Genomic DNA, 25907 nt, shown 5'->3' on the forward strand with positions numbered 1-25907 from the left:
TTACTCCAGAATAATAAAAGAATATTCTGTTTAATTTTTATAAATTTCTAAATATTTATAATACATTCGAATTAACATACATTTTAGTTATGTAAAAAATCTAAGTTTTAAGGAGATGAATCCATGCTTAAAAAGTTGGTAGCAGGTGCATTATTAACTGTTTCGTCGTTAACTGGAGGAATGGGATTAGTATCAGCTAGTACCGAAAAAGATTATACGATTTCCTCTTTCGAATATGTAACTGTAGATGAAAAGACTGTTGATTCGTTTAACAAATTGAGTGCTCCATCAAAGGAAGACGTAAAAATAACGTTAGTTCTACCGAAACAAAATCAAAATGGAGACTGGTTATCTTATGGATTTTCGAGCAAAGAAAGTTTAGAGTCTTTTATTGAAAAGGATAAACAAAGGTTGAATCATTCAATCACTCTCCTTGGTGTTGGAGGAAGCGGACCTGGTAGTACAGACTTCTATAAACTCACAAATCAAGGTAGCGAGTATTTTTCTCTAAGTAGCGGTTATAAAAACTTGTCTGCTAGTTGGCAAAATCAAATTGTTTCTGTACGTACAGCAGCTCCTACTGCTAGCTATTCAACAACACTATGGGAACATACTTCAACTGACGGATATGGAAAAGGTGTTGTTTTTAAACATGCTGATTGGTATGGTCAAACTGCAAACTTAAATAACTTTCCAACTTCAGCAGTTGAAGTTAAAAAGTAAAAAATATAGAAATAAAAGGTGTTTTCACGTATGGAAACACCTTTTATTTCTACAACTATTTCACATAACTCGTCTATATCAATTTCAACTCTTAACTATTATTTTTCGTATTCCTATTCTCCAAAACCTTCTCCATATTATGAGTTGCCCATTCCATCATTAATAGAATCACTGGACGTAGTGATTCACCAAGCTCAGTTAACGAATATTCAACTTTAGGTGGCACTTCACGGTATACTTCACGATGTATAATGCCATCAGCTTCAAGTTCTCTCAGCTGCAGCGTTAACATTCTTTGTGTGATATTTGGTTTTAATCTTTTTAATTCATTAAACCGCTTTGTACCATCTAATAAATGATACAAAATTACCCCTTTCCATTTCCCTCCAATCACCTCAACCATAGCTTCAACTGGACAAGAATATTTATTTAAAAATGGGTAATTTATATTATTTTCGTTTGGACAATCCATAATAAATTCCTTCCCTTAACATTAGTATCTTTTTTGATACTATACCACATAAATGTGCGTACTTGTATCTATGTTACTTTAAAAATATAATTTACTTACAAAAATAAATTCATGAAAAGAGGAACTTTTATGACAAATACAAACGAAATTACAAAAGAAAAGATTATGGAGGCTTTTCATTTCAGACATGCATGTAAAGAATTCGATCCTATGCACAAAATTTCAGAAGAGGATTTCAAATTCATTTTAGAAACAGGCAGATTATCTCCTTCTTCTTTTGGATATGAGCCTTGGAAATTTATTGTCGTACAAAATAAAGAATTAAGAGAAAAACTACAACCGTATTCATGGGGCGCTGGTGGGCAACTTGCAACAGCTAGTCATTTTGTTATTGTTCTTTCAAGAAACATTAAAGATATGCATTATGATGCAGAGTATATTAAATATATGATGAACGATATTATTGGATTGCCTGAAGACACTCAAAAAATTAGATATGAATTCTTCAAAAAGTTCCAGGAAACAGATTTTAACTTATTACAATCCGATCGTGCTGTATTTGATTGGGCATCCAAGCAATCTTATATCGCTTTAGGTAATATGATGACGAGCGCAGCTCAAATCGGTATTGATTCTTGTCCAATAGAAGGATTTGATAAAGAGGAAGTAGATTCTTTACTTCGTCAAGAAGGCATTATACAAGGCGATAATCTTGAAGTATCAGTTATGGTTGCCTTTGGTTACCGTAAAGAAGAGCCAAAGCGTGACAAAACAAGACAGACTATGGATACAATTGTTGAATGGATTAAGTAATATAGCACAGACAAATAATGCTCCTAATAGCTGGATACTTATACTAAAGAACTATCAGTCGTTTTTCTTATGTATGAATTTGGTTTTTCATGGAAAGATATGTTAGTATGTATACAGTTTGAGTGCTCTATTTTTAGAGTCGAACAGGAGGAGAATGAATATGTCTGATATTGAAGTTGGCGAAGTGTTTACTCTTAGTGATGAGAATAACGAAGAGCAAGAAGTAGAAGTACTTGGAGCGATGGATGTCGAAGGTGCAGAGTATATTGCTGTTGCCTTTGTTGAAGATATCCAAACAGAAACTGAGGAAGACATTGATATTTTCTTTTTAAAAGTAGAAGAAGATAATGAGTTTTCATACATTGAAAATGATGAAGAGTTTGATAAAGTATCTACTGCGTTTGAAAAGATTTTGGATGAGCAAGAGCAAGAATAGTATGAATGAAAAACACGCGGGCGGATGTATATCCGCCCTCTTTTTATTTATTACTCATCCAGAGACTCACGCAGTAATTGCAGTACATCTTTCATCGCAAAAGGTCCATCTTTTTTAACATGTTCCGCAAATTCTGAAACGAGACGTAATGTTCTCACACTTTCGATTGGATGCTCTCCTGATGCACTTTCAGCTGAAAGCATAACTGCATTCGTCCCGTCCAGTACAGCTTGAAACACATCAGTCACCTCTGCTCTTGTTGGAATAGAATGATCTACCATAGATTGAAGCATTTGTGTTGCTGTAATGACATATGTATTCGTTCGATTACATTCCTGAATCATCATTTTCTGTAAAAGCGGAATGCATTGATACGGTAACTCTACTCCTAAATCGCCCCTTGCAATCATAATTCCATCTGCTTCTTTACATATATCTTGAAAATTCTCGATTGCTTCCATCGTTTCTATTTTTGCAATTACATTAGGTGACGTTTCTTTATACTGTTGTATAAAATCTCGTATTTCTTTTATATGACTAGGTTTTCTTACGAAAGAACACGCGATAAAATCAACATTCTCTTCTAAAAGAAACTGAATATCTTTTTTATCTTTCTCTGTAATAGCTGGTAAACGAACAGCCGCATCTGGTAAATTAACTCCTTTATGAGATGAGATATTGCCACCTGTTTTTACCTTCGTTTCTATTTTATCCGTACTTATCTTTTCAACAATTAATTCAACTTCTCCATCATTAATTAAAATTCTACTGCCTACTTTCACATCATTCGCAATTCCTTCATAATCAACGCTTGCTTCTGTATTACTCCCTGTAACTGTTTGTGTATGTAAAATAAAAGAATCTCCTGCCTGAAGTGTAATTTGCTCTCCCTTCACTTCACCTAATCTTATTTTAGGACCTTGTACATCACCCAAAAATTTAATAGAGTCATCTAATGATTTCACTAAACGAATGATGTCTTTATGACTTTCATGCGTGCCATGCGATAAATTCAGTCGAACAATTTTCATACCATTCTTTATTAACTGTGCTAACGTTTCTTTATTATTACTTGCGGGTCCAATTGTACAAATTCGATCGATTGTCATTTTTGTCACCATCCTTTTTTTAATAAGTTTCCCATATGAACTTAAAAATAACAGAGATTCTGACATGAATAGATTTAAATTTACATGAATTTCATAAAATTAAACCTGTATCCCTTGCTGGCTAAGCATTAGAAGATATATTCGCTTTTTTGCAAATGAAGACATGTTGAATCGAAAGTAAAAGAAAAGTTAAGTATGGGATAAACCATTGAGTGTTTCGAAATTTTCATATATTGTATGAATTGAGTTCGAACTCAAAAATTTAAAAAGGTGGGAAAATTAGTGAATATGAAAAAATCTTTATCGGTGACAACTTTAGGGTTAGCGGTTTTAGGTTTTGGTTTTACTAATAACGCAAGTGCTTCAGAGGTCGATACTGTAGACAAGCAGCCCGTTTTAGTTGACTTTGATACAATTCAATCAACAAAAACATCTAGTGTTCCTAGTTTGACTGTTGCAGTTGCACCTAAGAATGACTCTAACATTAGCGTATATACTCCCTTTTTTGGTAACCCATATGCAGTTGCTAAATCGAAATCAACTACGACCGAAGACTATGTTTATGCAAAAGCAAGAACTTTCAATGGCGATGGGTCATTAGTGAATACGAAAAGTAATAGTGCAAAAAAATCATCCTTTGTAAGTGCTACAGCGACCAACACAAGCATTTATTATGGAGATGATTACGCTATCGGTAATCATACCTATAAATTAAGTGGTTATAATGATGTGAATCACGAAACAAAAGCTTTCTGGTAAGAAAGAGAAAAAAGATATGCATCTTGCATATCTTTTTTCTCTAATATTTTACATATATTGAGGTGCTATTTATGAAACAAATATATATTATTAGCGGTGTTTTACTTATTTCATTACTTACAATTTATATTTTGTTCAATACTTCATTCATACAACCTCATCCACCTTCCATAGAAAATAAACGAGAGCAACAAACCAATACTATTTCTTACGGATTGAAGGATAATCAAGGCCAACATATTAACAATGGTAGTACAATTACTAGTGAGGATAATAAAATTAATGTAACATTATCATTCGTACATACTATTAATGAAAACCGAAAATATGGATTAATTGTTCTAGAAGATTACGAACAAAAACCTTTTAAAATAGAAGATACTACTACTGAAATATCACACTATTTTTTTGATATGAAACCAAACAGTTCAATGACTACGAAAATCTCTTTACACACTTCTCCTAATGCAAGTGAATTAACCTTTTTAATAATTAAAAAACCTGAATACAAATTAAAAGATAATAACTTAAATAAAGCAGCTATTTTAGAAGATATTCTAAGTATGCGATATTCAATGCATCCTCTTCAGAAAGAAAACGAAAAAATAAAACTCTCCCTTATAGATCCAGATGCTATTTTAAAAGATGGTCTTTACGAACCATTATTTGTTACGAACCGTGAAGAGAACTTACAAACTGTCTTCTTTGAAAAGGAAGGCAAGCAATTAATTTTATCAAACGGTAATGAAACAAATGATGAAATGACTTACGCAATCGTGGCTTTTAAAGATTGGAAACAAGTTGAAATATTTAACAATAGAAAAGTCGTTTATACTAAGGTTGCACCTGAAACGAGGCAAATCTTTAATTTCACATTGCCTTCAGTGGATCAGGAAAGTAATTTGCAACTCGTCGCTTTTCCATTTCCTTATAAAGTTAGCGAAGAAGATTATATCAGTCAACAAGCATTCAGTTCCTTTCGCATCGTAATTGAAAATGAAAATAAATAAGTTATACTGTGCACATTACAACAACCAAAAAAAGGCCTACTCACACGAGTAGGCTTTTGAAACTACGAAAGTTTCGTCAATAACTGATTTAAATCTTTTTTCGTTTTCGTCGTTAAAGATTTCATTTTATTAATATCAATTTTTTCTTTCTCCGCTCCTACAATTAACGGATACATACTTTGACCGATTGTTTTAGAATCCGTCGGATGTGATGCTTCTAGCTCTTTCTCAATTACATCCCACTTTTCATTAATTTGTTTACCAAGCTTATTCACTGTTTCTAATTTTGGATTAGCAGCTAACTGCTTGTCCAAGCTATCAATTAATGCCACAACTTCTTTAACGTTCGTTTTCACAGCAACACTTTTCTTCGGATCTTTCGTTGTCTTTCCATCTGAATTTGTACTTGTGCTTTGATCTGTTGTTTTCCCGCTAGTCGTTTGATCATTCGTTTTTCCTGTCGTCTCTTTTTCTTTTGTTTTTACATTTTCGTTTTGAGTTGACGTTTTGCCGTTACTTTCTGTCCCTGATGATTCTTTCGTATTTTTTGCATCCTTATCTGTTTTTTCATTTGAAGAAGTATTTGTTTCTTTTTCAGTATCTTTCGTTGTTTTTGACGCTTCATCTGCACTTGTCGTTTTTGCTTCTCCATCATTTTGCGCAGTTACTTGCTCTTTCTTTTCCGTTTCTTTATCTGCTGAAGGACTACAAGCTGCCATAGTAAGCATTGTACCAATTGTTATCGATGCGATAGCGACCTTTTTCATTTTCATATAAATCCCCCTATGTTTTACATAATTTATCCTCCCCTTTACGATTCGATTCCCCCTTAAAAAATCCCTTTTCATACGAATTATCATCTTTCCGACAGTAATCTTCATAATAATACGTACAAAAACTGATAAACTCATTTTAATATTCGAGTTTCTTCTACTTCATTTTTCTACTCGCAAGTAAAAGAAAAAGAGTATATTGTCACATTAAGAATTACTATCTTCATATGACGATATACTCTTCTATCAAATTTTTATCTTTCTTGACATTTTATTTATACAAAAAAATAAAATTTTCTTTCGTTTTTTGTTTCTCAACATTTGTTAACATAATATTTTTATGAATAACCACCATTCGAGTGAATGACTTGCCCAGTAACCCATTTCGCTTCTTCACTTACTAAAAAAGAAATTAAGCGCGCAGCATCCACCGGTTCTCCTACTTTACCTTGTGGGAACTTCCATACTAAATGATGCTTCAGCTCCTCTGTAATCCATCCTGTATTCGTCGGTCCTGGATCTACAGCATTCACTGTAATCCCCTTCTCCATCGCAACTGGTGCTACTGACTTTGTAAATGCTTCAATTGCCCCTTTCGTTGCTGCATATGCTAGTTCATCTGGCATTGGACCTACTGACTGTCCTGAAGTAAGATTAATAATACTCCCGCCCGTTTTAAGTGAATAATGTTTTATAAACAATGAACTTAATAGCATAGTAGCCCGAACATTAACTGTATAATGTTTATCCAACTGCTCTACATCTAATTCCTCAATTCTCGTATGAGTAGAATATACTGCATTATTAACTAGAATAGATGGATCACCTAACCGTTCTGATACCATATAAAACAAACGAGTTGGCGAATAAGACTGCGATAAATTGATTTCTGCCATTTCACATCGAACATCGTAACTTTCAATTTCCTTTTTCAGCAAAAAGGGTTCTTGATCACTCATTCCCCATGGCATCGCTTTATCATACTTTGGCCAGTACGTGAAAAAAATGTCTATCCCCTTTTGAGCAAGCACCTTGCATACAGCTGCACCAATTCCATTCAGACGAGTTGCCCCTGTTACAATTGCTATTTTCTTCACCTTTTTCTCCTCCATCTATACACAGATCCCCTGCATGAATACAGAGGATCTATCTTCTTATTGAATATTTGACAGTATACGTTCAGCACCTAATTTTAACATTTTAATAAAGATATAATTTACAATCGTAAACATTACAAATAAAACGATAAACATAACCCACAGTCCGACATGAAGGAAGAAGTATAATACACTTACTCCCCCCACAATAATTAAAGCTATTAAAATATTAGCTAAAAAATTCCACAAAGTTGTATATCGACTTTTAAATAATTTCTGCTCTGTATCCCAATGAATATCTGCAGTTTGTGCGTCCCAGCGTGTTCCGATTAAATTAATTAACAGTAACCCGTTCGCACTTAGTAAAAACCACAGTATCATGAAGACTGGAGAAATCCCAGCTACAACTGCCATCGTAATACCGAATACTGCTAAAATGATTACATTAATTAACCAAGCAGTGATTGCTTTCGCAAAAAAGATATCCGAAGCCTTTACTGGTAAATAACGATTCACAAACCAAGAGCTTCCATCTCGCGAAAATGACGTTGTTGCAATGACGTTACTACCCATTAAAAATAACGATGCACAAAGACCAACACCAATTGCAAATCCTGTTGTCTTTGGATTGTTAATATACTCTGTAATAAACTTTAAGTTTCCATCTTGCACAAATAAAATAAAGAACAACATAATTGGCATAACGAAAGTTTGTACAATGCAATTTAAGAAAAATTGTGGTGTACGGAATAACGTTTTAAATTCTTTTTTCACATATGCTTTCAAATGTGAACTTTGTACCGTAGATTTCTGTAAGCCTTCTGCTGAAATGACTTCTTTTTTTGCTGTACTCGTTGAAAGTCCAATAACCCCTTTTAAATATGTACGCTCTGCAATGTAATAAAACAACACAAAAAATACAAATGAAATAACTGCAAAGATTATTACATATAAAGGTCCCTTCCAATTTGCATTTTCTACTAATGCTACTGCTCCAAAATATGTAGTTGGAAAATAGTTTGTCATTTGTACTAAAAGAGAAGACTGGTTGTTTGCAAGGTAATCCGCAATTGCATCTTCAGAAAACGAACTTTTATTTTTCCACTGCAAAAATACGTTAATTCCTACAATAAATAGTATACTTACGATTCCAATAAATATATTTCCTCGGTCTTTATTTTTCGCTATATTTGTATACCTCATAATAACTGTCATCAGTAACGAAGCTAGTACTAACGGCACAATTGGGAAGAGTAAGTAAATGAAAATCATATATATGTAATATGTAATAAATGCTCCACTTTTTAAACCGTACGTAATAAAGATCGGTAATAAAATAAATGAACTCATTACGTATTGTGTAATTAATACTGTTAAAAATTTGGCTGAAATAATTTGCGCTGGTTTTAATGGTAATGGTAATAACATTTCAATGTCATTGCTGTAGTAAAATACAGTTAAAATGTTCGTAATACTCATTAAAAATACCCATATACTCGCAATCGCAAGTCCCATTGCGATAATCATTCCTGGATCTTGCCCTAAATGTATCATTCCCTCATACATTGCATGCGTGATAGAACCAAACAGTAAAAAGCCGACAAATAAAATAGCTGCAAATGAAAATAAATACGCCCATCGCTTCTTCTTATCTGCTATAAAATCTGCGTAATTTAACTTTAATAGTACCTTCGTTAACGTCCAAATTTTACTCATTGCCCGTCATCTCCAAGAACATTTTTTCAAGTGATTCATTGGATTTAAAATGATCTCTCATTTCATCTAAATTTCCTTTAAACTGCAAATTCCCCTTATTAATAATAGCAACCCGGTCACATATTTTTTCCGCTACTTCTAATACGTGTGTAGAGAAAAATACAATCTTTCCTTTATCCGCATGCTCTCTCATCATTTCTTTTAAAATATATGCAGATTTCGGATCAAGCCCAGTTAATGGTTCATCTAAAATCCATACATCTGGCTCATGTACGAGCACACCAATAATAACGATTTTTTGTCTCATACCGTGCGAATAACTTTGAATTTGATCAGATAAAGCATTATAAAGATCAAACTTCTTCGCTAAAGACTCTATTCGTTCTTGTCTTACTTCTTTCGGCACTTCATACATATCAGCCATAAAGTTTAAATATTCAATTCCTTTTAAACGTAAAAACATATCTGGGCTATCCGGCACATAACCAAACGTCTTCTTCGCTTCCATCGGCTCTTCCATAATATTTTTTCCGTTAATCGTAATAGTCCCTTTGTCCACCCCGTGAATACCAGTAATCATCTTAATTGTCGTTGATTTACCCGCACCATTCGGTCCTAAAAATCCAAAGATTTCGCCGCTAGGTACAGATAAACTTAAGTCTTTTACTGCATAGGTAGACCCATTATAACTTTTTGACACATTCGTAATTTCAATCATTCCATCCAATCCTTTCCTTAATTACCAAATAACTATATTGATATTATAGCATAGTTCTATTTTAAGATTTTTACATTTTTCAGTATATTTAACCTTTAAAATAAATATACACCCCTAATCCAACAACTAAAACGACAGCTAGTATAATATAAATCATTGTTAAGCGTTTAATATTCCCCTTTGTCGCTTTGCTATAATTTGCATCACCATTCCGCCCAATTAACACCGTCGCAATGACAGTAATCACTACAAGTAATACAACGATCATAATCCAATTTAGCATACCTTCCTCCCCCTCCTTACAACCATTTTACAATATTATCCTCTTTGTTTCGCAGCATATTTCCTCTTTTTACTATTATTATGAAGCAAACTGGAAAACTATTATTACCATTCCTATCCAATTGTGATATATTTGTAACATAACGTGACTTATTTCTAACAACGTAAGGAGGACCTATCATGAAAACAACTTGGATAAAATATTTAGGATTTCTCGGTTTCTTCGGTTTCCTCGGATTTTTTTATGAAAAAGGATTGTTTACTATGTTCTGTTTCTTCTCCTTTTTCACATCGTATAGAACAGTTCAACACGATGAACTGTTTGAACAAATTGTCAATAAATCGTGTCGCAATGCATTTATCGTTACATTACTAACTACTGCTATCATTATATTTATTGAAATGTTATTTCCAAACTCTACGCTACAAGAGATTGATATCGCTCTTATTTTCGGCACACTCATTCTTACATTCGGTTTTTCTATGTTCTTTTATGATAAACCTGTTGATGAAATGGAAGATGCACCATGGCGTTCGTAACCAAGATAAAAGAATACCGCGCAAAATTGAACATGACACAAGAAGATTTAGCAAAGAGCGTTGGTGTGCGACGTGAAACAATTAGTCATCTCGAAAAAGGTAAATACAATCCTTCCTTACAACTTGCTCACGATATAGCGAAGGCACTACATAGTACGATTGATGAGATTTTTATTTTTGAGGATAAATAAAAAAATACCGTCATTCTTTCCAAGAAGAATGACGGTATTTCTCATTGATTATCCATATAAAACCGCATGAAATACGCCTAATAGTAAGTATTGATCCTCCATGTAATCTCCATCATATACATTCATCTCAATGTAATACATATCTTCCTCAAGACGAATATTCCAATCTGCAATTACATAGCCTTTTCGTAATAATTTTCCCATTCCAAATGAAGTTTTATGAACAACGTATTCTTCTGCCTTATATGTAAAGGTAAATAAGAAATTTGCATCCAATAACTTTCCGTCACATACAAGTATTTCATGCTCTGCATCATGATTATCTTTGTACATTACTAAAATCCTTCTTTGGCGCTGCCTACTTACATCCTTTGCAATGACGCGAATATTGTCCTTACTATCCTTTATTTCATAAATAATATTACTACCAATTTTCGGAATAAAATCCAGCACTCTCATCAGCGTATTTTTATAATAGCCCCTTACTACACCTACTTGCTCACTTCCATTATAAACCTCTATCGGTGTCGTATCTGCTTTACTATCACACGGTCGTTTGTAAGAGAGCTGCATCATTCGCTCTCCTCTTAAGTACTGATCAAACGTCACAGGATATTCTATCATGCGCAGTTCTTTATTTAACTCATACAAATAGCGTTGAACACTCTCTATTAATGTTGTAGTAGCTATACGCTCTTGAAGTTCAAATTCTTGCCAGCTGGAAAAAACATTCCATTGATTATGATCCTCTTCATAGAAGAAACCAAGAATTACCTCTTCACGGTCAGCCGTTTCATATTTCATAGGCACGTTCTGCCCATGTTGAACTTGTTCCATCCACTGACCTAAATAAATCCCCAGCTCTGCAACCTTCATACATGATTTTTGAAAAAATACGCTGTCACTCGCGCAAATCGTTACATCTCCTTCGATAAAGCCCTTTGAATAAGCATCATACCGTGGCTCATCCTTCTGCGGGAGATTCTTGTCTAACTCAAATAAAAACGTTAACATCCTTTATTCACCTCTAGTTGTTACACTAATCATACATGACATCGCATCACGCTAGGAAACTATTTATATACGCATATTTAATTCACGCATTATAACACGTGAATGACCTTGTATAGTAGCTCTATTTTTTTGTTCTATATCTTAGTATATGAATTTATATGAGCGATTTTTCAAATATATCTATCGCAACTTACAATATATCAACGATTTTTCAAATATATCTATCACAACTTACAATATATCAACGATTTTTTCAATATATCTATCACAACTTACAATATATCAACGATTTTTTCAATATATCGATTTTTCGACAAATATCAGCATGATTAAAATGAAGCTACCTTTTCTTCCGCCACTTCTACAATTTCTAAAATTTGTAGCAGACTCTCCACTTCATAAGTCGGGTTAACATCTGTCCCGTTTTCTTTCAAACTCGGATTATACCAACACGTATCAATGCCGTAATCTTCTCCGCCTTTCATATCAGAAGTTAACGAATCTCCAACCATTAGTACGCTTGATTTATCAGTAATCCCAAACTTCTCAAACGCATAATCAAAAATCTCACGTGCTGGTTTTTGATGACCAACTTCTTCAGAAATAATAATGTGATCAAAGAAATTACATAAAGGCGAATTTCCGATTCTTGATTGTTGCACCTTCGTATATCCATTCGTAATAATACCTAACTTGCAATCTTGTAGATTTTCACATAATTGTACTGCGCCTTCTATAAGATGTACTTCCTTCCCTAAATTTTCAAGGTATACATCACTAAATTGCTGCGCATCTACGTCTATATTATGAATTGCAAATAATTGTCTAAATCGCTCTACGGCTAATTCACTTAGCGTAATCATTTTATTTTCTAAATCTCTCCATAATCCATTACTAATCTCTTTATAACTTGCAAGATAATCATTATACCCTGTAGACATACCAAACTGTACAAACGCATTATGTAATGCGTGTCTTTCCGTTTCAGGGAAATCTAATAATGTATCATCTACGTCGAATAATATAACTTTGTATTTCATGATGTTCTCCTCAATTCCTATTTTAAAAGCTTCGTTCTCATTGCTTATAAATTTTTATATATTTCGTGATGAAGCGCTTTAACCCGCTCTTTATAGAATACACCTTTATCTTTTATTTTCAAATGTGCTATAAATAAGTTTGCTAGCATGACTGCTGTATCTAGTCTATAAAATAAACTAACAATATGAGGAGTAACATTAAAGATACTATCATTCTTATATCCATCTTTAAATTCATCCCAACTAACCTCATTTGTTTCAGCTATTCTCATAAGCTCCAGCAATGGATGACCAATTAAAGCGTTATCCCAATCAACTATTGCTTTAACTTCTCCATTATACCCGATTAAATTGGCTGGTCGAATGTCCATATGTAATAAACATTTTACATGATCTGCTGTACTAAGAATATATTCAATTGTTTTCGTATTCGGAAGATTGATTTTACAGTTCGTGATTGTATTAAACCCTTCTATCCGTTTCACAATTCGTTCTGCTATATACTTACTAATGGGCTCTCTAATATTTTGTTTGTAATACAAACCATCAATTGGCATACTATGAAGCTTGCTCACTAACTCCCCTATTTTGCATGCGGAAATTGGCGTACGATCAGCATACACACAATCCGAAATTTAAAAATCAAGTTCAGTTGAAAGATGCAATCCGTGTATCCTTGGTACTGGAATACCTTTTGAATGACAATACTTAGACAGCTCCGCTTCCTTTTGCAACGAAATCCGACTGTTAAATAAGTCTTCATTTATATTTTCCACTTCTCTTTCCCACGGTACTCGAAATGCTAAAGACCCCTTTTCTGAATCTCCTTGAAAAACAATATTTTGCACTCCCGTTCCAATCACCTTTAAATCTTGAATAGCTAGTTCCTTATACTCTTGACTTAGTATTGTTGCCAGCTTTTCTCTTAACCCCTCTGCTTTTACACGTGTATAAATCATTTTATCCCCCGATTCTTAAGTTCTTTTCATCCATTTTCTCCTCGGTGCACAACATCCTCATTAACAAAATTATAGCAACAATAGTAAAAGGAGGCTAATCCGCTCAGCCTCCTTCTCATTATTAATCTTCTAGCAATAACTCTTTCATTTCCTCTAACGACTCTTTCGTAAAGCCAAGGGCCCTTTCAGCGTATGCTTCAACTGATCCGTATTGCTTTTGAATTTCACCAATCGCAGCTTGCAAGTATTCAGCACGCGCTTCAAACATTGCACCTAATATCGCTCTGCTCTCATCGTTTTGTAATTTCGCACCTAAAAAGGCCATCATTTTTTCATTTAGCTTTTCACGGAATCCGTTACTTAGTAAGTAGTCTTCCATTACTGTTTTTTCTGGTACACCTAGTAAAAGTAGTAATAATGCTGAACCAAATCCAGTACGATCTTTTCCAGCTGTACAGTGGTTTACTAACGGTAAGTTTTCCGGGTTTTGCGCTAAGTTTAAGAAGCTCACGAATGCCTCGTTGCCACTTACGAAATCTTGATTCATTTTCACAAGATACTCACCTGGTTTTCCTAACATAGAAAGGTCACCAACTTGGAAAAACTCATTTATATTTAAGTCTTTCGCTAAGTCTTGCATAACTGGTAAGCACACTTGACGAGCACCTGTAATCTCAGGATTTGGCTTATGCTTTACCTCAAAGTCTGTACGATAGTCACAAATTAACTTTAAACCAGACTTTTGTAAATAGTCGATATCCCACTCTGTTAGTCCTGCTAATTCTTCAGAACGGTATAATTTGCCCCATTTCACTTTACGTCCATCTGTCGTTTCATATCCACCCATATCACGGAAGTTAAACGCACCTTGTAATGGCAATCTACGCTCAGCTACTGTCACTGCTTGTCCATTACTTCCTACTAGTCTAAAATATGGACGTTCATTTTCACTCGGGTTTTCAATTGTATATGATAATTCTCCATTTACAGTTGCAAGTAGTTCTCCATTTTCTTCAATATGATCTGGTGAAGTACTCCAATAAATACGAACTTCTTCTATATTATTTTCCCACTTTATTTGTAACGTATTATCTTCAATTCTTTCTACAGTTGCTTGTAGCCAATTTCTTTGCTGCTCCATTCTTTCACCAACGCTTTCTCTTATAATCGAATCTCACTCTATTGTATTATACAAATATCTACTTTGTCGTTCTCATTTTTCTTTTTATCTTACAAACAGGCAAAAAGTTCTTTTACTTGTTCAAAATTTGTACACGGGTTCCCACTAGATGTGTCCCAGGGTATATCTTAAAACTCCCTCACATACCGCTCAGTACAACTAAGCAGCTGACATCCGTTCTTTTCAAAAACATCCTTCATCCACTCATTTTGCATATTTGTCTCACCAATATAATAAGATGCACCTATTTCCTTTAAGACAAACATCGCACCTGCAAATAACGCAGCTTCATATCCCTTATTACGCATATTTGGAGTAACTGCGAAGTACATAAGTTTCCCTTCTTCTAACGCACCTCTTTCAATATGTGGAATTACAATTCCTATCGGCTCTTCACCTACACTCGCTATTAAACAATGTTCTTTCCACTGCTCACCAATTTCTTCTAGCATCATATGCACAAATTGATCATGAGCGACTGGTTCTCCCGTCGCTTCATTCCACAGTGAATAAAAAGCCTCTTCTCCAACTTCTTCAATAAGCTTAAAATCAATTTCACTTTCTACATCTTCTACTTCGTATATATCTTTAAATACAATCATGTTTTCAGTAATATATTCAAATGAATACGTTTCAAAACATTTTTTATACACATCATAATTTGGACTTTTTGAAGAGATTTCAAAATGTAGTTTTTCTAATCCATCTTTTTCAGCTTCAGCAACGTAATATTGCACCATCTCTTCTAATTGCTCTTCTGTAAAAACCTCTGCATTATTTTCTTTTATCATAATAGAAGAAGCACTTCTTCTTATTTTAAAATGTTTTTCTAACTGTTCTATCGTCGTCATATTCTTCCCTCATCTATATCATACTCGAATTTCTAATCGTTCTCCTTGCATGAGCAGGATTGTCCTTGAATATATAGAATACTAGAAAAGATCGCATCTTTAAAGTGCGGAGGAGGTTCTCCATTGGATATTACAGCATTGCAACAACAGTTAGAGCTTATACAACAAAATGACTATACGCAACTGCAACATATAGACGTAAATGAGTTAACTTTGAACATGCTTCAGTATATCGGAACGACTGATAGCTACGTTCGTTACCAACTTATATATAAATGTTTTGCGCATTTCATTCATCATGAATTCCTTATGGACGATCAGCTGAAATTACTTCTGCAAACTTGTTTAAGTGATGAGTATTTATATTGTGACATTTACTCCCCACATACAGATGGGGTTTTCACACGTTCTTACACTGTTTCGTTAATTGCGTTAATACTCCAATTCGCTAATTCGCACTACTTTTGTACAGAGGAGGATCTCGAAGAAATAAAAAATAAACTCATTACATACACAAACTTAGAAACGGATTTTCGGGGCTATATTGAAAATAAAGGATGGGCTCATTGTCTTGCTCATGTATCTGATGCCTTTACTGAAATTGTTCATAATACGTATACAACTTTTGAATGGTACGAAGAATTAATTCATTGTTTATTAAATAAAATCTTTATTCCATCTGACCTTTTTCATAATAACGAAGATGAACGCATTGTTACTCCATTACTAGCAATGCTGTATCATGATTTTCCTCAGAACGATTTAATTTCTATTATTCATAAAAAAATAAAAAGGCTTCCTCAAATTAGAAAACGCCTTTCGCTTAATGAGTATTGTATTTTATGTGCCAATATTAAAACCTTTTTACGCACATTATTTTTCAGAACGAAAGATGACCATAACTTAGCCTTTACAGCACGTAAAACAGAAAGAATGTTAAAAGAACTTCCTAACTATTATTAAATACAAGGAGCAATGACATGGGTTATATTGAAGATATGAGAAATCTAGTAGGAAATCATCCACTTATTCTAATAGGATCACACGCCATTATATTAAATGAAAAAGATGAAGTATTGCTGCAGCTCCGTACAGATTTTAACCGCTGGGGCATTATTGGCGGTGCCTTAGAATATAACGAAACATTAGAAGACGCTTTAAAGCGAGAAGTGTTTGAAGAAACTGGACTTATTATTAAAAATCCAGAACTATTCCGTACATACTCTGGACCAGATTACTTTCAAATCTACCCAAACGGCGATCAAGTACACGGTGTACTCGTTGTTTATATTTGCCGCGAATTCCACGGTGAGCTTGTATGCGACCATACGGAATCGAAAGAACTACGCTTCTTTTCACTTAATGAATTACCTAATAATCTTCCTCCTGTTATCGAGAAGATTATTACAGATTATCTAAAAAAATAAGGGAACGCTTAACGTTCCCTCTCAAATCCAATCCGTTTTTTAATTTCCGCTAAATTCACCTTCGCAATAGCGCGTGCCTTCTCAGCACCGTTTTCTAATGCTTCATATAATAAATCCGGCTCATTCATATACATTGCGTACTTTTCACGAGGTCCAGCTAACTCACGATCTACAACGCGAAACAACTCTTTTTTCACATCGCCCCATCCGATTCCAGTCTCATATTTTTCACGTAATGACTGTACTTCGTCTTCTGTCGCAAACTCTTTATATATCATAAATAATGTTTCTAATTCTTTCGGTTCATTTGGAAGTGAAGAGTCTGTTTTGATTTTAAATATTAACTTTCGAAGTTTTTCTTGCTCTGCAAATAATGGGATTACATTTCCGTAACTTTTACTCATCTTCCTTCCATCAAGACCAGGTAAAATAGCTCCTTCTTCTTGCACTACATACTCCGGTAGTGTAAATGTCGTGCCAAATGTATGATTAAAATACGTCGCAATATCACGCGCAATTTCAATATGCTGAATTTGGTCTTTTCCAACTGGTACATGAGTAGCTTGAAATAATAATATGTCAGCTGCCATTAAAATCGGGTACGTGTATAACCCCATATTCACTCCCGCATCGACCTCTAACCCTGCTTCTTTATTTTGCTCCACCTTCGCTTTATACGCATGAGCACGGTTCATAAGACCTTTCGGAGTTAGGCAAGCTAAAATCCAAGCTAATTCTAGAATTTCCGGTACTTCTGTTTGCCGATAAAAAACAACATCTTCACCAAGTCCAAGTGATAACCAAGTAGCTGCTACCTCTTTCGTATAACTGCTGAACTTTTCTGAATCATGCACAGCATTTAATGCATGATAATCAGCTATAAAGTACAATGCTTTTCCTTCATTATTCTTTGACATTTGTAATGCAGGTTTAATCGCACCAATATAATTCCCTAAATGCGGATAACCTGTCGGCTTAATTCCTGTTAACATTATTTTTTCACTCACACTAACTCCTCCTTTCTCAAAATAAAAAGAGCCCCTCATCCTTAAAAAAGGACGAGAGACTCCCGCGGTACCACCTTAATTAGCTATCATTAGCTCACTTCATACTTCAATAACGTGAAGTAACCGTCTTTACCTACTCATTTCAGTTAGAAGCTCCAGAGCCCATTCCATATTCATCCCTTACTGATTTCCACCACACATCAGCTCTCTAAAAAGTTTCGAATATGTACTCTTCTCTTTCATTGCTTTTTCGTTATTTTTTACAGTTTATCACATTTCACTTCCAAACAAACCCTAATTTTCTATTTTATATAGCAGGAATTTCCACTTCAATTGTCTAATGTTATATAGGTTTGTTGAAATATTCGAAACAACTTTGGAGGTTTTTTCATGGTAAAATATATATCAATTTTAGGTTCAACAGGATCCATCGGCACATCTGCATTAGATGTCGTTTCAGCTCATCCTGAACATTTTAAAATCGTCGGTTTAACCGCAAATTATAATATCAATCTTCTTGAGCAACAAATCAAAACGTTTCAACCTCGTATTGTAAGCGTTGCGACAAAAGACTTAGCAGACAAGCTTCGTACGCGTATTTCAGCAAATACAAAAATCACACACGGGACTGATGGCTTAATTGCAGTAGCTACTCACCCTGATTCAAATCTTGTATTAAGCTCTGTTGTAGGTGTTTCAGGATTACTTCCAACAATTGAAGCATTAAAAGCGAAGAAAGATATCGCTATTGCTAATAAAGAAACTTTGGTTGCAGCTGGACATATCGTAACTGAACTAGCGAAACAAAACGGATGTCGCTTAATTCCAGTAGATAGTGAGCATTCAGCTATTTTCCAATGTTTAAACGGAGAAAATAATAAAGAGATTGAGAAGTTAATTGTAACAGCTTCCGGTGGTGCTTTCCGTGATAAAACACGTGATGAAATGCAAACATTACAAGCAAAAGATGCTTTAAAGCACCCAAACTGGTTAATGGGCGCAAAACTAACGATTGATTCTGCCACATTAATGAATAAAGGGTTCGAAGTAATGGAAGCGAGATGGCTATTTGATATTCCATATAAAAAAATTAATGTAATGATTCATAAAGAAAGTATCATTCATTCTTTAGTAGAATTTATTGATGGATCAGTTATGGCGCAGCTCGGTGCTCCTGATATGAGAATGCCGATTCAATATGCGTTTCACTATCCTACTCGGCTGCCTTCTTCCTATGAAAAATTAAATTTATTAGAAATCGGTAGTTTACATTTTGAAAAACCAGATTTAGAGAAGTTCCCTTGTCTACAATACGCATATGAATGTGGCAAAATCGGTGGTACTACTCCCGCTGTATTAAATGCAGCAAATGAAATTGCGAATGCGCTATTCTTAAAAAATGAAATTGCCTTTTTCGATATTGAAAAAACAATTTACAAAACAGTTGAAGCTCATCATAACGTAAAAGATCCTTCACTAGATGCTATATTAGAAGCAGATCAATGGGCACGCCAATATGCAAATGAATTGTTAATAAAAAAGCGCTAAAACAGTTCCAACTGTTTTAGCGCTTTTTTTCACGTATTCAACTTAACAAATCTATAACCGTGTGTAACTAACACTTTTAATATCGCATATCCTGGAATGGCCAAAATAATGCCCATAATCCCGAATAAGTTTCCGGCAGTTAAAATGATAAAAATGATAGTAATCGGATGAATATCTAACTTTTTACCCATAACTTGCGGAGAAATAAATTTACCTTCTGCTAATTGTACAACCATCATAACGATAATTACTTTTAACACCATTGCTGGCGAGTCGATAAATGCGATAATTAACGCTGGTGTAATCGCGATAATTGGTCCTACGTACGGAACGATATTTACAATCATCGCTAAAATCGCAAGTAATACCGCATATTTAATACCAATAATAAGATAACCAATTAATAGCATAATACCGATAAATAAGCTGACGATAATTTGACCTCTAATATACGAGCTAATCGCATAATGCATATCATCTAGTATTCTCATTGCTGCTGGTTGTCTTTGCTCTGAAATAAACTTTAAAAAGTGATTCGGCAATTGCTCACCATCTTTTAAAAGATAGAACAATATAAATGGAACCATTACAAATGTCAAAACAACCTCTGTAACAGTACTCAAAAATCCAGTTACATTCCCAGTTACTGATGATAATGACTTTGTAAAATCAACTGTGTATTCTTTTACCATATTCGCAACATTAATATTTAAATTCTCCTGAATTTTACCGAGTAAATTACTTTCCCCGAATCTACGTGCTGCTTGTTCAATCTCATGGCCAAAATACGGTAAGTTATCAATTAATGCATCAATTTGATCTTTAATAATAGGGATAACCGTTACAACTAAAAATACAAATAATCCTAGTACGATTAAATATATGGAAGCTATCGATACGATTCTTGAAACACCTTTCTTTTCTAAAAGCGAAACGAATGGATGCAAAATATAAAATAGCACGCCTGCTAATAGTACTGGGAAGAAAATTGTTTTTAAAAATACGATAAACGGTGTAAAAACAAATGATATTTTTGTTAGCAATAAAATATTAATGAACAATAACGCAAATCCAAGTAATACCGCCAAATAATTTTGTTCTCTAAAAAACTTTCTTAACTTATCTCTTTTTCTTATATTTATTTTCTCCAATGAAACCACCTCTTCGAATGATGAAAAGCCCTTATTCAGGGCTCTTCATCATAATCTATATCTCTATTTCCTTGCAGCTTTCACTACAAATGATACAATAAGAATTAACACGATTGCACCTAATAATGCCGGCACGACATGAATCCCACCAAATGATGGCCCAAAGGATCCAAATAATCTACCACCTAACGAAGCACCTAATAAACCTGCGATAATATTTCCGAACATACCACCTGGGAAATTTTTACCTGTTATAGAACTAGCAATTGCACCTATAATAGCACCAACTATTAATGTGATAATCCATCCCATTTTTAGTCCTCCATTTCTATTATAGTTTGTATGATTCAATACAAACATATGTATTTATCATTGCTAATCATATTTCACTATAGAAATATATTTACTACTATTTTACATATGGAGATACATATATTATATGCAAAAAAGAAAAATATTGTCAAACTCACCCATAAAGCAATTATATTCATATACCATATTTAAAGGAGGCTTCATTGTCTATGATTCTTAAGTTAAATTCCACTTCTTTTGAAGTAGCAACATCCATTTTACAGGTTCAAATTCCAGCTTATAAAGTTGAAGCAGACTACTTAAATAGTACTGCCATACCTCGTTTATATGATACTGTAAACGATATTCAAAATTGCGTTGAAACATTCTATGGATATTTTTCTGAAAATAAACTTGTCGGTTTTATTTCTTTTGTACAAGAAGAAAAACTAATCGATATCCACAGGTTAGTTGTATCGCCCAATTTTTTTCAAAAAGGAATCGCAACGAAACTCCTAATTTATATATTTAACATGTTTCCCTCTTCAATGGCATACATTGTACAAACAGGTAAAGCGAATACCCCTGCTATTACTTTATATAAAAAACACGGATTCATTACAGTATCAGATACAATACTTCCTGACGGTATGATTCTTACGCAATTAAAAAAGACAGAATACACAAAATAATTTGACTTGTTCGCTCCTTTATGTTATTTTTTACTTTATAAAACCTTTTGCTGAGTCCAAATTTTGGAGCGGGGGAACCATTTTTGTAGCTATGCTACTTGGGGCGAATCTTTTTTAAGTAGGGAAACTCTCACTTCCCGAGTCCGACAGCTAACCTCGTAAGCGTAATGGGAGAGGAAGGTGCTTTTTGCCTATGTTACACATTTTGCCTCCTTAATTATAAATATGGGATCGATATCAAATAGTCACCTATATTTATAGAAAAGGAGAATGTATTATGTTACGTTTATCTGATCACGCAATTAAAATGATGGAGCAAAGACTTCGAATTGAAAAACAACGCACATATCAAGCAAATAAGGTTGTAGATAACTTACATCACAAATACTTCTTTCAGCATATTTTTCAACCGAAAAGATAAAGAAAATGTTTATTTAATATTAAAAAACACAAGGTGTGTCTTACAAAGACATTCCTTGTGTTTTTTATATTCTTTATAAAATTCTCACTACATTTAAGCTTGCTGTAATCGCACCTGCTATAGTAGTCACATGCCCTACACCTAACGGGCCATTTTGTAATATTAATGTTGAATTGGCACTCGTCACATTCACAAGAAGTGTATTTGAAATGGCTGGTTCGATTACTACAGTTGATGTCGTTACGTTTTGTATAAAACTCCCTGTTAGTTGCGTTCCATTTAATAGCAATCTAACAGATACTGTCTCATTCCCACCATTTGCATCCCCTTGAAAATAGTAGCTTACTAAATATATTCCTGGCGTCGTTACTGTGACTGTCGTAGCACTAGTTAAAGATACACCAGTTCCATATACAGTGGATCCAGAATTAATTGGTATTAACGCATTCGCTGCAATTGTACTCGTTGAAGTAGAAAAGAAATAACCGCCCCCACTAGGTAAACCAGTCGCTCCTGTCGCTCCCGCTATTCCAAAGAAACCTATTGAACCTGCACTACCAGTTGCTCCTGTCGGTCCCACCACGCCACTTGGGCCCTGACTACCTTGTGCTCCAACTGGGCCTATACTACCACTAGCACCTGTCACCCCACTTGCTCCAGTTGGGCCTTGCAAACCTTGAACTCCTTGTATACCTTGTATTCCTTGCGAACCCGTTGCACCTGTATTACCTGTCGTTCCCGTTATTCCTTGTATTCCCGTAATCCCTTGCACTCCTTGCACACCTTGTGGTCCAGTTGCCCCGGTTGCTCCAGTTGCCCCAGTTTCACCCGTTGCACCTGTAATTCCAACATTTCCTTGTGGACCTTGGGGCCCTTGACTACCTTGCGCTCCTTGGACTCCTTGAGGTCCTGTTATACCAATTTCCCCTGTATTTCCTTGGGGGCCTCTAATTCCTTGTGCACCTGTTGGACCGATAATTCCTTGCACACCTTGTATTCCTTGCACTCCTTGCGCTCCTGTTGGACCCGTTATTCCTTGTAATCCTTGAGGACCTTGCAAACCGATAGCTCCAGTCGGTCCTATTATTCCTTGCACTCCTTGAGGACCTTGGGCACCTTGTGTACCTGTCAATCCGGTAGTCCCTTGTATCCCTTGAACACCTTGAGGACCTTGTGTTCCAGCTGCTCCTGTTTCCCCTTGAATTCCTTGTACGCCTTGGATTCCTTGTGCTCCAGCTGGGCCGGTTGCTCCTCGGATTCCTTGTGCTCCTTGAGCTCCTTCCGCTCCTGTAACACCAACTGGACCAGCTATCCCTTGTATTCCCACCATTCCTTGTGCACCTGTTGGACCTATCACACCTTGAATACCTTGAATACCTTTAGGACCTTCTGCACCAGTTGGACCAGTTACTCCCAGCGGACCTTGTATTCCTTGAGAACCTTCTGCACCCGTTGGACCTGTTATACCTTGGTTACCTTGAGGACCTTGTGCTCCTTGTACTCCAACTGCTCCAACTACACCTTGGGCACCTTGCATTCCAGTAGAACCAGTTGGACCCACTTCCCCTTGTATTCCTTGAGCTCCTTGCGGGCCTTCCTCTCCAGTAATTCCTTGTATACCTTGGAAGCCGTCTTCTCCTTGTATACCAATAGCCCCTTGCTCTCCTTGTATTCCTTGAACACCTTGAGGGCCTTGTGGACCAGTTATGCCTCTCTCTCCTTGCATTCCTTGTGCCCCTGTTTGTCCTCGCTCGCCTATTTCCCCTTGTATTCCTTGTGTGCCTTGTATACCTTGACTACCAGCAGGACCCGTTGCTCCTTGTATTCCTTCTAATCCTTGTACTCCAATATCACCAATTAGACCTTGGTTACCGATTAATCCTTGAGCACCTTGGAGACCAGTCGGACCAGTTATACCTTGCTCTCCTGTATCACCAATAGCCCCTTGTATTCCTTGTGCTCCTGTTGTCCCTTGGGGACCTTGTATTCCCCTGATACCTTGAGGACCTTGGGGCCCAGTTGCTCCCGTCGGTCCAGTCACCCCTGTAGGACCAACAGGACCTTCATGCCCTCCAGTTGGACCGATTGGACCACTATTACCTGTCGGACCCGTTGCTCCTATAAGCGGAAGAGGCAGTGCCACTCCAAATTTTTTGCACTTTCTATGATGACGCACAACAATCCCCCTTCCCCAAAATAATTACACCTTTTATATGAAATGCATTTTTATAAGAAAAGTACACCTTTGACCTCATTTTTTTAAAATAAAGAAGCCTATGATTTCATCTATTTGAAATCATAGGCTTCTTTTATAAAAACACTTTACTTTCTAGCTTTAATAATAAAAGTAGTCGGCACCATTCTAGCTTTATATAAAGAATAATACTTCGTAGACGGCTCAGCTAGTTCTCCATCAAACGAGCTTGATGGTTCAGGCTCTTCTATTCTCTCAATTTTAAATCCCACTCTATTTAACTCATTTATGTATGTACTTATTTTTCTCTTATATAATGTCGCTTGTACATTTTCTCCTTTAAATGTTTCAAACGTAATGGGCGTTTCCTCATGATAAGAAGACTTTATAGCAACTTCTTCCGTACCATACTGTAAGTTTGAATATACCGGGTGCTCCCAACTAAAAATAAAACTTCCCCCTGGCTTTACATATGAATAAATCAGTTCCAACGTTTTTCTTAAATCCGAAGTCCAACCTAATGCATAAATGGAATATACAATATCAAAATATCCTTTCGGAATATCGCCTTCTTCTTCCATTGCTCCGCATACTAACTTTGGATTCCAATCCTTTAACGTCTTATTCGCTATTTCAATTTGTGTACTCGAAAGATCAAGCCCCCATAATTCCTCTGCCCCTTGTTCCGCCATATATTGCAACGAATGCCCACTTCCACAGCCAATATCAAGAACCTTTTTCTTTCTGATTGAATCGAACAAACGAATCTCATCTTCAGACGCCGTATACGGACCATATTTAGGTAAACAATCCACTTGAAAGAAATAAGGTGCAACTGTATCCCAACACTTTTTATTTAAAGCTAACATTTGCGTACCTTTCATATTCTACATTCCCCCATCCATTTTTCTTTCTCTAATATTAATTACATATCATAACCAGATCGCCCTTTTCTCTTCGCCCGGTAGTTTTTCACTTTCGCAATCGTACCGCATGCTCTTCCTCCTTCTTCTCCAGCATACATACCGCACCATCTTTTACTTCCATTTCGCGAATGATCATAAAATACCCAGCGACAATCTGGACATGCTTTTAACCTTCCCCATACATTTTCTTGAATTGACATTAACACAATGCTTAACACTTTTGTATACACATTCTCTTCATATACCGGTTCATATGTAATACCTTTCATATCATCCTTTATATGTACATGAAATGGGTATTTCTCTAACCATTTTTGCAATGATCCTTCGCCTTCAATTGTCATCCGAATATCTTCTCGAAAACCTCTTAATTCCTCTATCGTATGAAATGGAAACTCTTCATCAAAATATTCTTTCATAAAAAGCTTTATGTCTTCTTCTGTTTGCAGCAAATCAATTGGCTCTCTCGTATCGTTTGGTATTCTCCATGTATTTAAAAATTCCCGAATATATTCTAGTTCATTTGGAGCGTTTTGATTCAATTCGATCCACCTTCTTCTTAAAATT

General features: G+C 35.2%; 29 protein-coding genes, 1 pseudogene, 1 riboswitch and 1 other annotated feature. Of the genes and pseudogenes, 12 read left to right on the forward strand and 18 right to left on the reverse strand.

Annotated elements, in window-relative coordinates; genetic code table 11:
• Positions 1–123: 123 nt before the first annotated feature.
• Positions 124–723, forward strand: coding sequence for a hypothetical protein (locus ACTFR3_RS04175; RefSeq protein ID WP_017657569.1), 600 nt, complete (start codon positions 124–126; stop codon positions 721–723).
• A 91-nt stretch (positions 724–814) separates the two neighbouring features.
• On the opposite strand, the gene ACTFR3_RS04180 is transcribed toward ACTFR3_RS04175, so the two are convergent.
• A complete protein-coding gene (locus ACTFR3_RS04180; RefSeq protein ID WP_016124938.1) occupies positions 815–1195 on the reverse strand; it encodes a winged helix-turn-helix transcriptional regulator in 381 nt (126 codons plus the stop codon).
• Positions 1196–1324: 129 nt separating this feature from the next.
• On the opposite strand from ACTFR3_RS04180, the gene ACTFR3_RS04185 reads away from it, so the two are divergent.
• Positions 1325–2008, forward strand: coding sequence for an NAD(P)H-dependent oxidoreductase (locus ACTFR3_RS04185; protein ID WP_000185712.1), 684 nt, complete (start codon positions 1325–1327; stop codon positions 2006–2008).
• A 154-nt stretch (positions 2009–2162) separates the two neighbouring features.
• The gene (locus ACTFR3_RS04190) at positions 2163–2444 is read left to right on the forward strand and encodes a DUF1292 domain-containing protein (protein WP_002026117.1); all 282 of its coding nucleotides are present in this window, start codon (positions 2163–2165) and stop codon (positions 2442–2444) included.
• 50 nt (positions 2445–2494) lie between these two features.
• On the opposite strand, the gene ACTFR3_RS04195 is transcribed toward ACTFR3_RS04190, so the two are convergent.
• Positions 2495–3553, reverse strand: coding sequence for a pyruvate kinase (locus ACTFR3_RS04195; protein WP_440044197.1), 1059 nt, complete (start codon positions 3551–3553; stop codon positions 2495–2497).
• A 282-nt stretch (positions 3554–3835) separates the two neighbouring features.
• On the opposite strand from ACTFR3_RS04195, the gene ACTFR3_RS04200 reads away from it, so the two are divergent.
• Both ACTFR3_RS04200 and ACTFR3_RS04205 read left to right on the forward strand, forming a co-directional pair.
• Complete coding sequence (locus tag ACTFR3_RS04200; protein WP_001056357.1) at positions 3836–4312, forward strand: hypothetical protein; 477 nt, start codon at positions 3836–3838, stop codon at positions 4310–4312.
• 71 nt (positions 4313–4383) lie between these two features.
• Positions 4384–5322, forward strand: coding sequence for a hypothetical protein (locus tag ACTFR3_RS04205; protein WP_000810158.1), 939 nt, complete (start codon positions 4384–4386; stop codon positions 5320–5322).
• A 62-nt stretch (positions 5323–5384) separates the two neighbouring features.
• Here the strand turns inward: ACTFR3_RS04205 and ACTFR3_RS04210 are convergent, their stop codons facing one another.
• The 5 genes from ACTFR3_RS04210 to ACTFR3_RS04230 all read right to left on the reverse strand — a co-directional run bounded on the left by ACTFR3_RS04210 (position 5385) and on the right by ACTFR3_RS04230 (position 9909).
• Positions 5385–6095, reverse strand: coding sequence for a hypothetical protein (locus tag ACTFR3_RS04210; protein WP_000782543.1), 711 nt, complete (start codon positions 6093–6095; stop codon positions 5385–5387).
• 338 nt (positions 6096–6433) lie between these two features.
• Entirely contained in the window at positions 6434–7192 is a 759-nt protein-coding gene (locus ACTFR3_RS04215) for an SDR family oxidoreductase (protein WP_002178542.1), read from the reverse strand.
• A 57-nt stretch (positions 7193–7249) separates the two neighbouring features.
• Entirely contained in the window at positions 7250–8908 is a 1659-nt protein-coding gene (locus ACTFR3_RS04220; RefSeq protein ID WP_440044198.1) for a putative ABC transporter permease subunit, read from the reverse strand.
• A complete protein-coding gene (locus ACTFR3_RS04225; RefSeq protein WP_000570204.1) occupies positions 8901–9626 on the reverse strand; it encodes an ABC transporter ATP-binding protein in 726 nt (241 codons plus the stop codon). The genes ACTFR3_RS04220 and ACTFR3_RS04225 overlap by 8 nt, the downstream gene beginning before the upstream one ends.
• 88 nt (positions 9627–9714) lie before the next feature.
• Entirely contained in the window at positions 9715–9909 is a 195-nt protein-coding gene (locus ACTFR3_RS04230; RefSeq protein ID WP_440044199.1) for a hypothetical protein, read from the reverse strand.
• Positions 9910–10088: 179 nt separating this feature from the next.
• Here ACTFR3_RS04230 and ACTFR3_RS04235 point away from each other — a divergent pair, with 179 nt between their 5' ends.
• Both ACTFR3_RS04235 and ACTFR3_RS04240 read left to right on the forward strand, forming a co-directional pair.
• Entirely contained in the window at positions 10089–10448 is a 360-nt protein-coding gene (locus ACTFR3_RS04235; RefSeq protein WP_000859210.1) for a DUF3796 domain-containing protein, read from the forward strand.
• Positions 10436–10639 carry a helix-turn-helix transcriptional regulator gene (locus ACTFR3_RS04240; protein ID WP_000896302.1) on the forward strand — a complete coding sequence of 68 codons (204 nt, stop codon included), beginning with the start codon at positions 10436–10438 and terminating at the stop codon, positions 10637–10639. Before ACTFR3_RS04235 ends, ACTFR3_RS04240 begins: the two co-directional genes overlap by 13 nt.
• Before the next feature lie 48 nt (positions 10640–10687).
• On the opposite strand, the gene ACTFR3_RS04245 is transcribed toward ACTFR3_RS04240, so the two are convergent.
• The 5 genes and pseudogenes from ACTFR3_RS04245 to ACTFR3_RS04265 all read right to left on the reverse strand — a co-directional run bounded on the left by ACTFR3_RS04245 (position 10688) and on the right by ACTFR3_RS04265 (position 15683).
• The gene (locus tag ACTFR3_RS04245) at positions 10688–11653 is read right to left on the reverse strand and encodes a tubby C-terminal domain-like protein (RefSeq protein WP_000955100.1); all 966 of its coding nucleotides are present in this window, start codon (positions 11651–11653) and stop codon (positions 10688–10690) included.
• A gap of 329 nt (positions 11654–11982) precedes the next feature.
• On the reverse strand, positions 11983–12693 hold the full coding sequence (locus tag ACTFR3_RS04250; protein WP_078438847.1) for a YjjG family noncanonical pyrimidine nucleotidase: 711 nt from the start codon (positions 12691–12693) through the stop codon (positions 11983–11985).
• Positions 12694–12737: 44 nt separating this feature from the next.
• Positions 12738–13652 (reverse strand): annotated as a pseudogene (locus ACTFR3_RS04255) (phosphotransferase family protein).
• 121 nt (positions 13653–13773) lie between these two features.
• Entirely contained in the window at positions 13774–14793 is a 1020-nt protein-coding gene (locus ACTFR3_RS04260; protein ID WP_000437802.1) for a tyrosine-protein phosphatase, read from the reverse strand.
• Between the two features lie 167 nt (positions 14794–14960).
• Entirely contained in the window at positions 14961–15683 is a 723-nt protein-coding gene (locus ACTFR3_RS04265) for a GNAT family N-acetyltransferase (protein WP_224201185.1), read from the reverse strand.
• Between the two features lie 123 nt (positions 15684–15806).
• On the opposite strand from ACTFR3_RS04265, the gene ACTFR3_RS04270 reads away from it, so the two are divergent.
• Both ACTFR3_RS04270 and ACTFR3_RS04275 read left to right on the forward strand, forming a co-directional pair.
• Complete coding sequence (locus tag ACTFR3_RS04270) at positions 15807–16646, forward strand: DUF2785 domain-containing protein (protein ID WP_440042222.1); 840 nt, start codon at positions 15807–15809, stop codon at positions 16644–16646.
• 17 nt (positions 16647–16663) lie between these two features.
• The gene (locus tag ACTFR3_RS04275) at positions 16664–17110 is read left to right on the forward strand and encodes an NUDIX hydrolase (RefSeq protein ID WP_440042223.1); all 447 of its coding nucleotides are present in this window, start codon (positions 16664–16666) and stop codon (positions 17108–17110) included.
• A gap of 8 nt (positions 17111–17118) precedes the next feature.
• On the opposite strand, the gene ACTFR3_RS04280 is transcribed toward ACTFR3_RS04275, so the two are convergent.
• Positions 17119–18117, reverse strand: coding sequence for a tryptophan--tRNA ligase (locus tag ACTFR3_RS04280; protein ID WP_440044200.1), 999 nt, complete (start codon positions 18115–18117; stop codon positions 17119–17121).
• A gap of 44 nt (positions 18118–18161) precedes the next feature.
• Positions 18162–18369: a binding site (T-box leader), on the reverse strand.
• A gap of 138 nt (positions 18370–18507) precedes the next feature.
• Between ACTFR3_RS04280 and ACTFR3_RS04285 the strand changes: the two genes are divergently transcribed.
• Positions 18508–19665 (forward strand): 1-deoxy-D-xylulose-5-phosphate reductoisomerase, encoded by a 1158-nt coding sequence (locus ACTFR3_RS04285; protein WP_439962373.1) that lies wholly within the window; start codon positions 18508–18510, stop codon positions 19663–19665.
• A gap of 29 nt (positions 19666–19694) precedes the next feature.
• Here ACTFR3_RS04285 and ACTFR3_RS04290 read toward each other — a convergent pair whose 3' ends face one another.
• Positions 19695–20816: an AI-2E family transporter gene (locus tag ACTFR3_RS04290; protein ID WP_000411484.1), complete on the reverse strand. Its 1122-nt coding sequence runs from the start codon at positions 20814–20816 to the stop codon at positions 19695–19697.
• 63 nt (positions 20817–20879) lie between these two features.
• On the reverse strand, positions 20880–21128 hold the full coding sequence (locus ACTFR3_RS04295; protein ID WP_000539733.1) for a GlsB/YeaQ/YmgE family stress response membrane protein: 249 nt from the start codon (positions 21126–21128) through the stop codon (positions 20880–20882).
• A 209-nt stretch (positions 21129–21337) separates the two neighbouring features.
• Here ACTFR3_RS04295 and ACTFR3_RS04300 point away from each other — a divergent pair, with 209 nt between their 5' ends.
• Positions 21338–21799, forward strand: coding sequence for a GNAT family N-acetyltransferase (locus ACTFR3_RS04300; protein WP_000601230.1), 462 nt, complete (start codon positions 21338–21340; stop codon positions 21797–21799).
• 38 nt (positions 21800–21837) lie between these two features.
• Positions 21838–21980, forward strand: a riboswitch (cyclic di-AMP (ydaO/yuaA leader).
• A gap of 96 nt (positions 21981–22076) precedes the next feature.
• Entirely contained in the window at positions 22077–22220 is a 144-nt protein-coding gene (locus tag ACTFR3_RS04305) for a hypothetical protein (protein ID WP_000945243.1), read from the forward strand.
• 73 nt (positions 22221–22293) lie between these two features.
• Here ACTFR3_RS04305 and ACTFR3_RS04310 read toward each other — a convergent pair whose 3' ends face one another.
• From ACTFR3_RS04310 to ACTFR3_RS04320, 3 genes are all read right to left on the reverse strand, one after another.
• Positions 22294–24396: a collagen-like protein gene (locus tag ACTFR3_RS04310; RefSeq protein WP_440044202.1), complete on the reverse strand. Its 2103-nt coding sequence runs from the start codon at positions 24394–24396 to the stop codon at positions 22294–22296.
• 146 nt (positions 24397–24542) lie between these two features.
• A complete protein-coding gene (locus ACTFR3_RS04315; protein ID WP_000679198.1) occupies positions 24543–25298 on the reverse strand; it encodes a class I SAM-dependent methyltransferase in 756 nt (251 codons plus the stop codon).
• Between the two features lie 41 nt (positions 25299–25339).
• Positions 25340–25882, reverse strand: coding sequence for a CGNR zinc finger domain-containing protein (locus ACTFR3_RS04320; protein WP_001072930.1), 543 nt, complete (start codon positions 25880–25882; stop codon positions 25340–25342).
• Between the last annotated feature and the right edge of the window lie 25 nt (positions 25883–25907).

It is taken from the genome of Bacillus cereus group sp. MYBK14-1 (assembly GCF_051916885.1).
Classification (GTDB): Bacteria; Bacillota; Bacilli; order Bacillales; family Bacillaceae_G; genus Bacillus_A; species Bacillus_A cereus.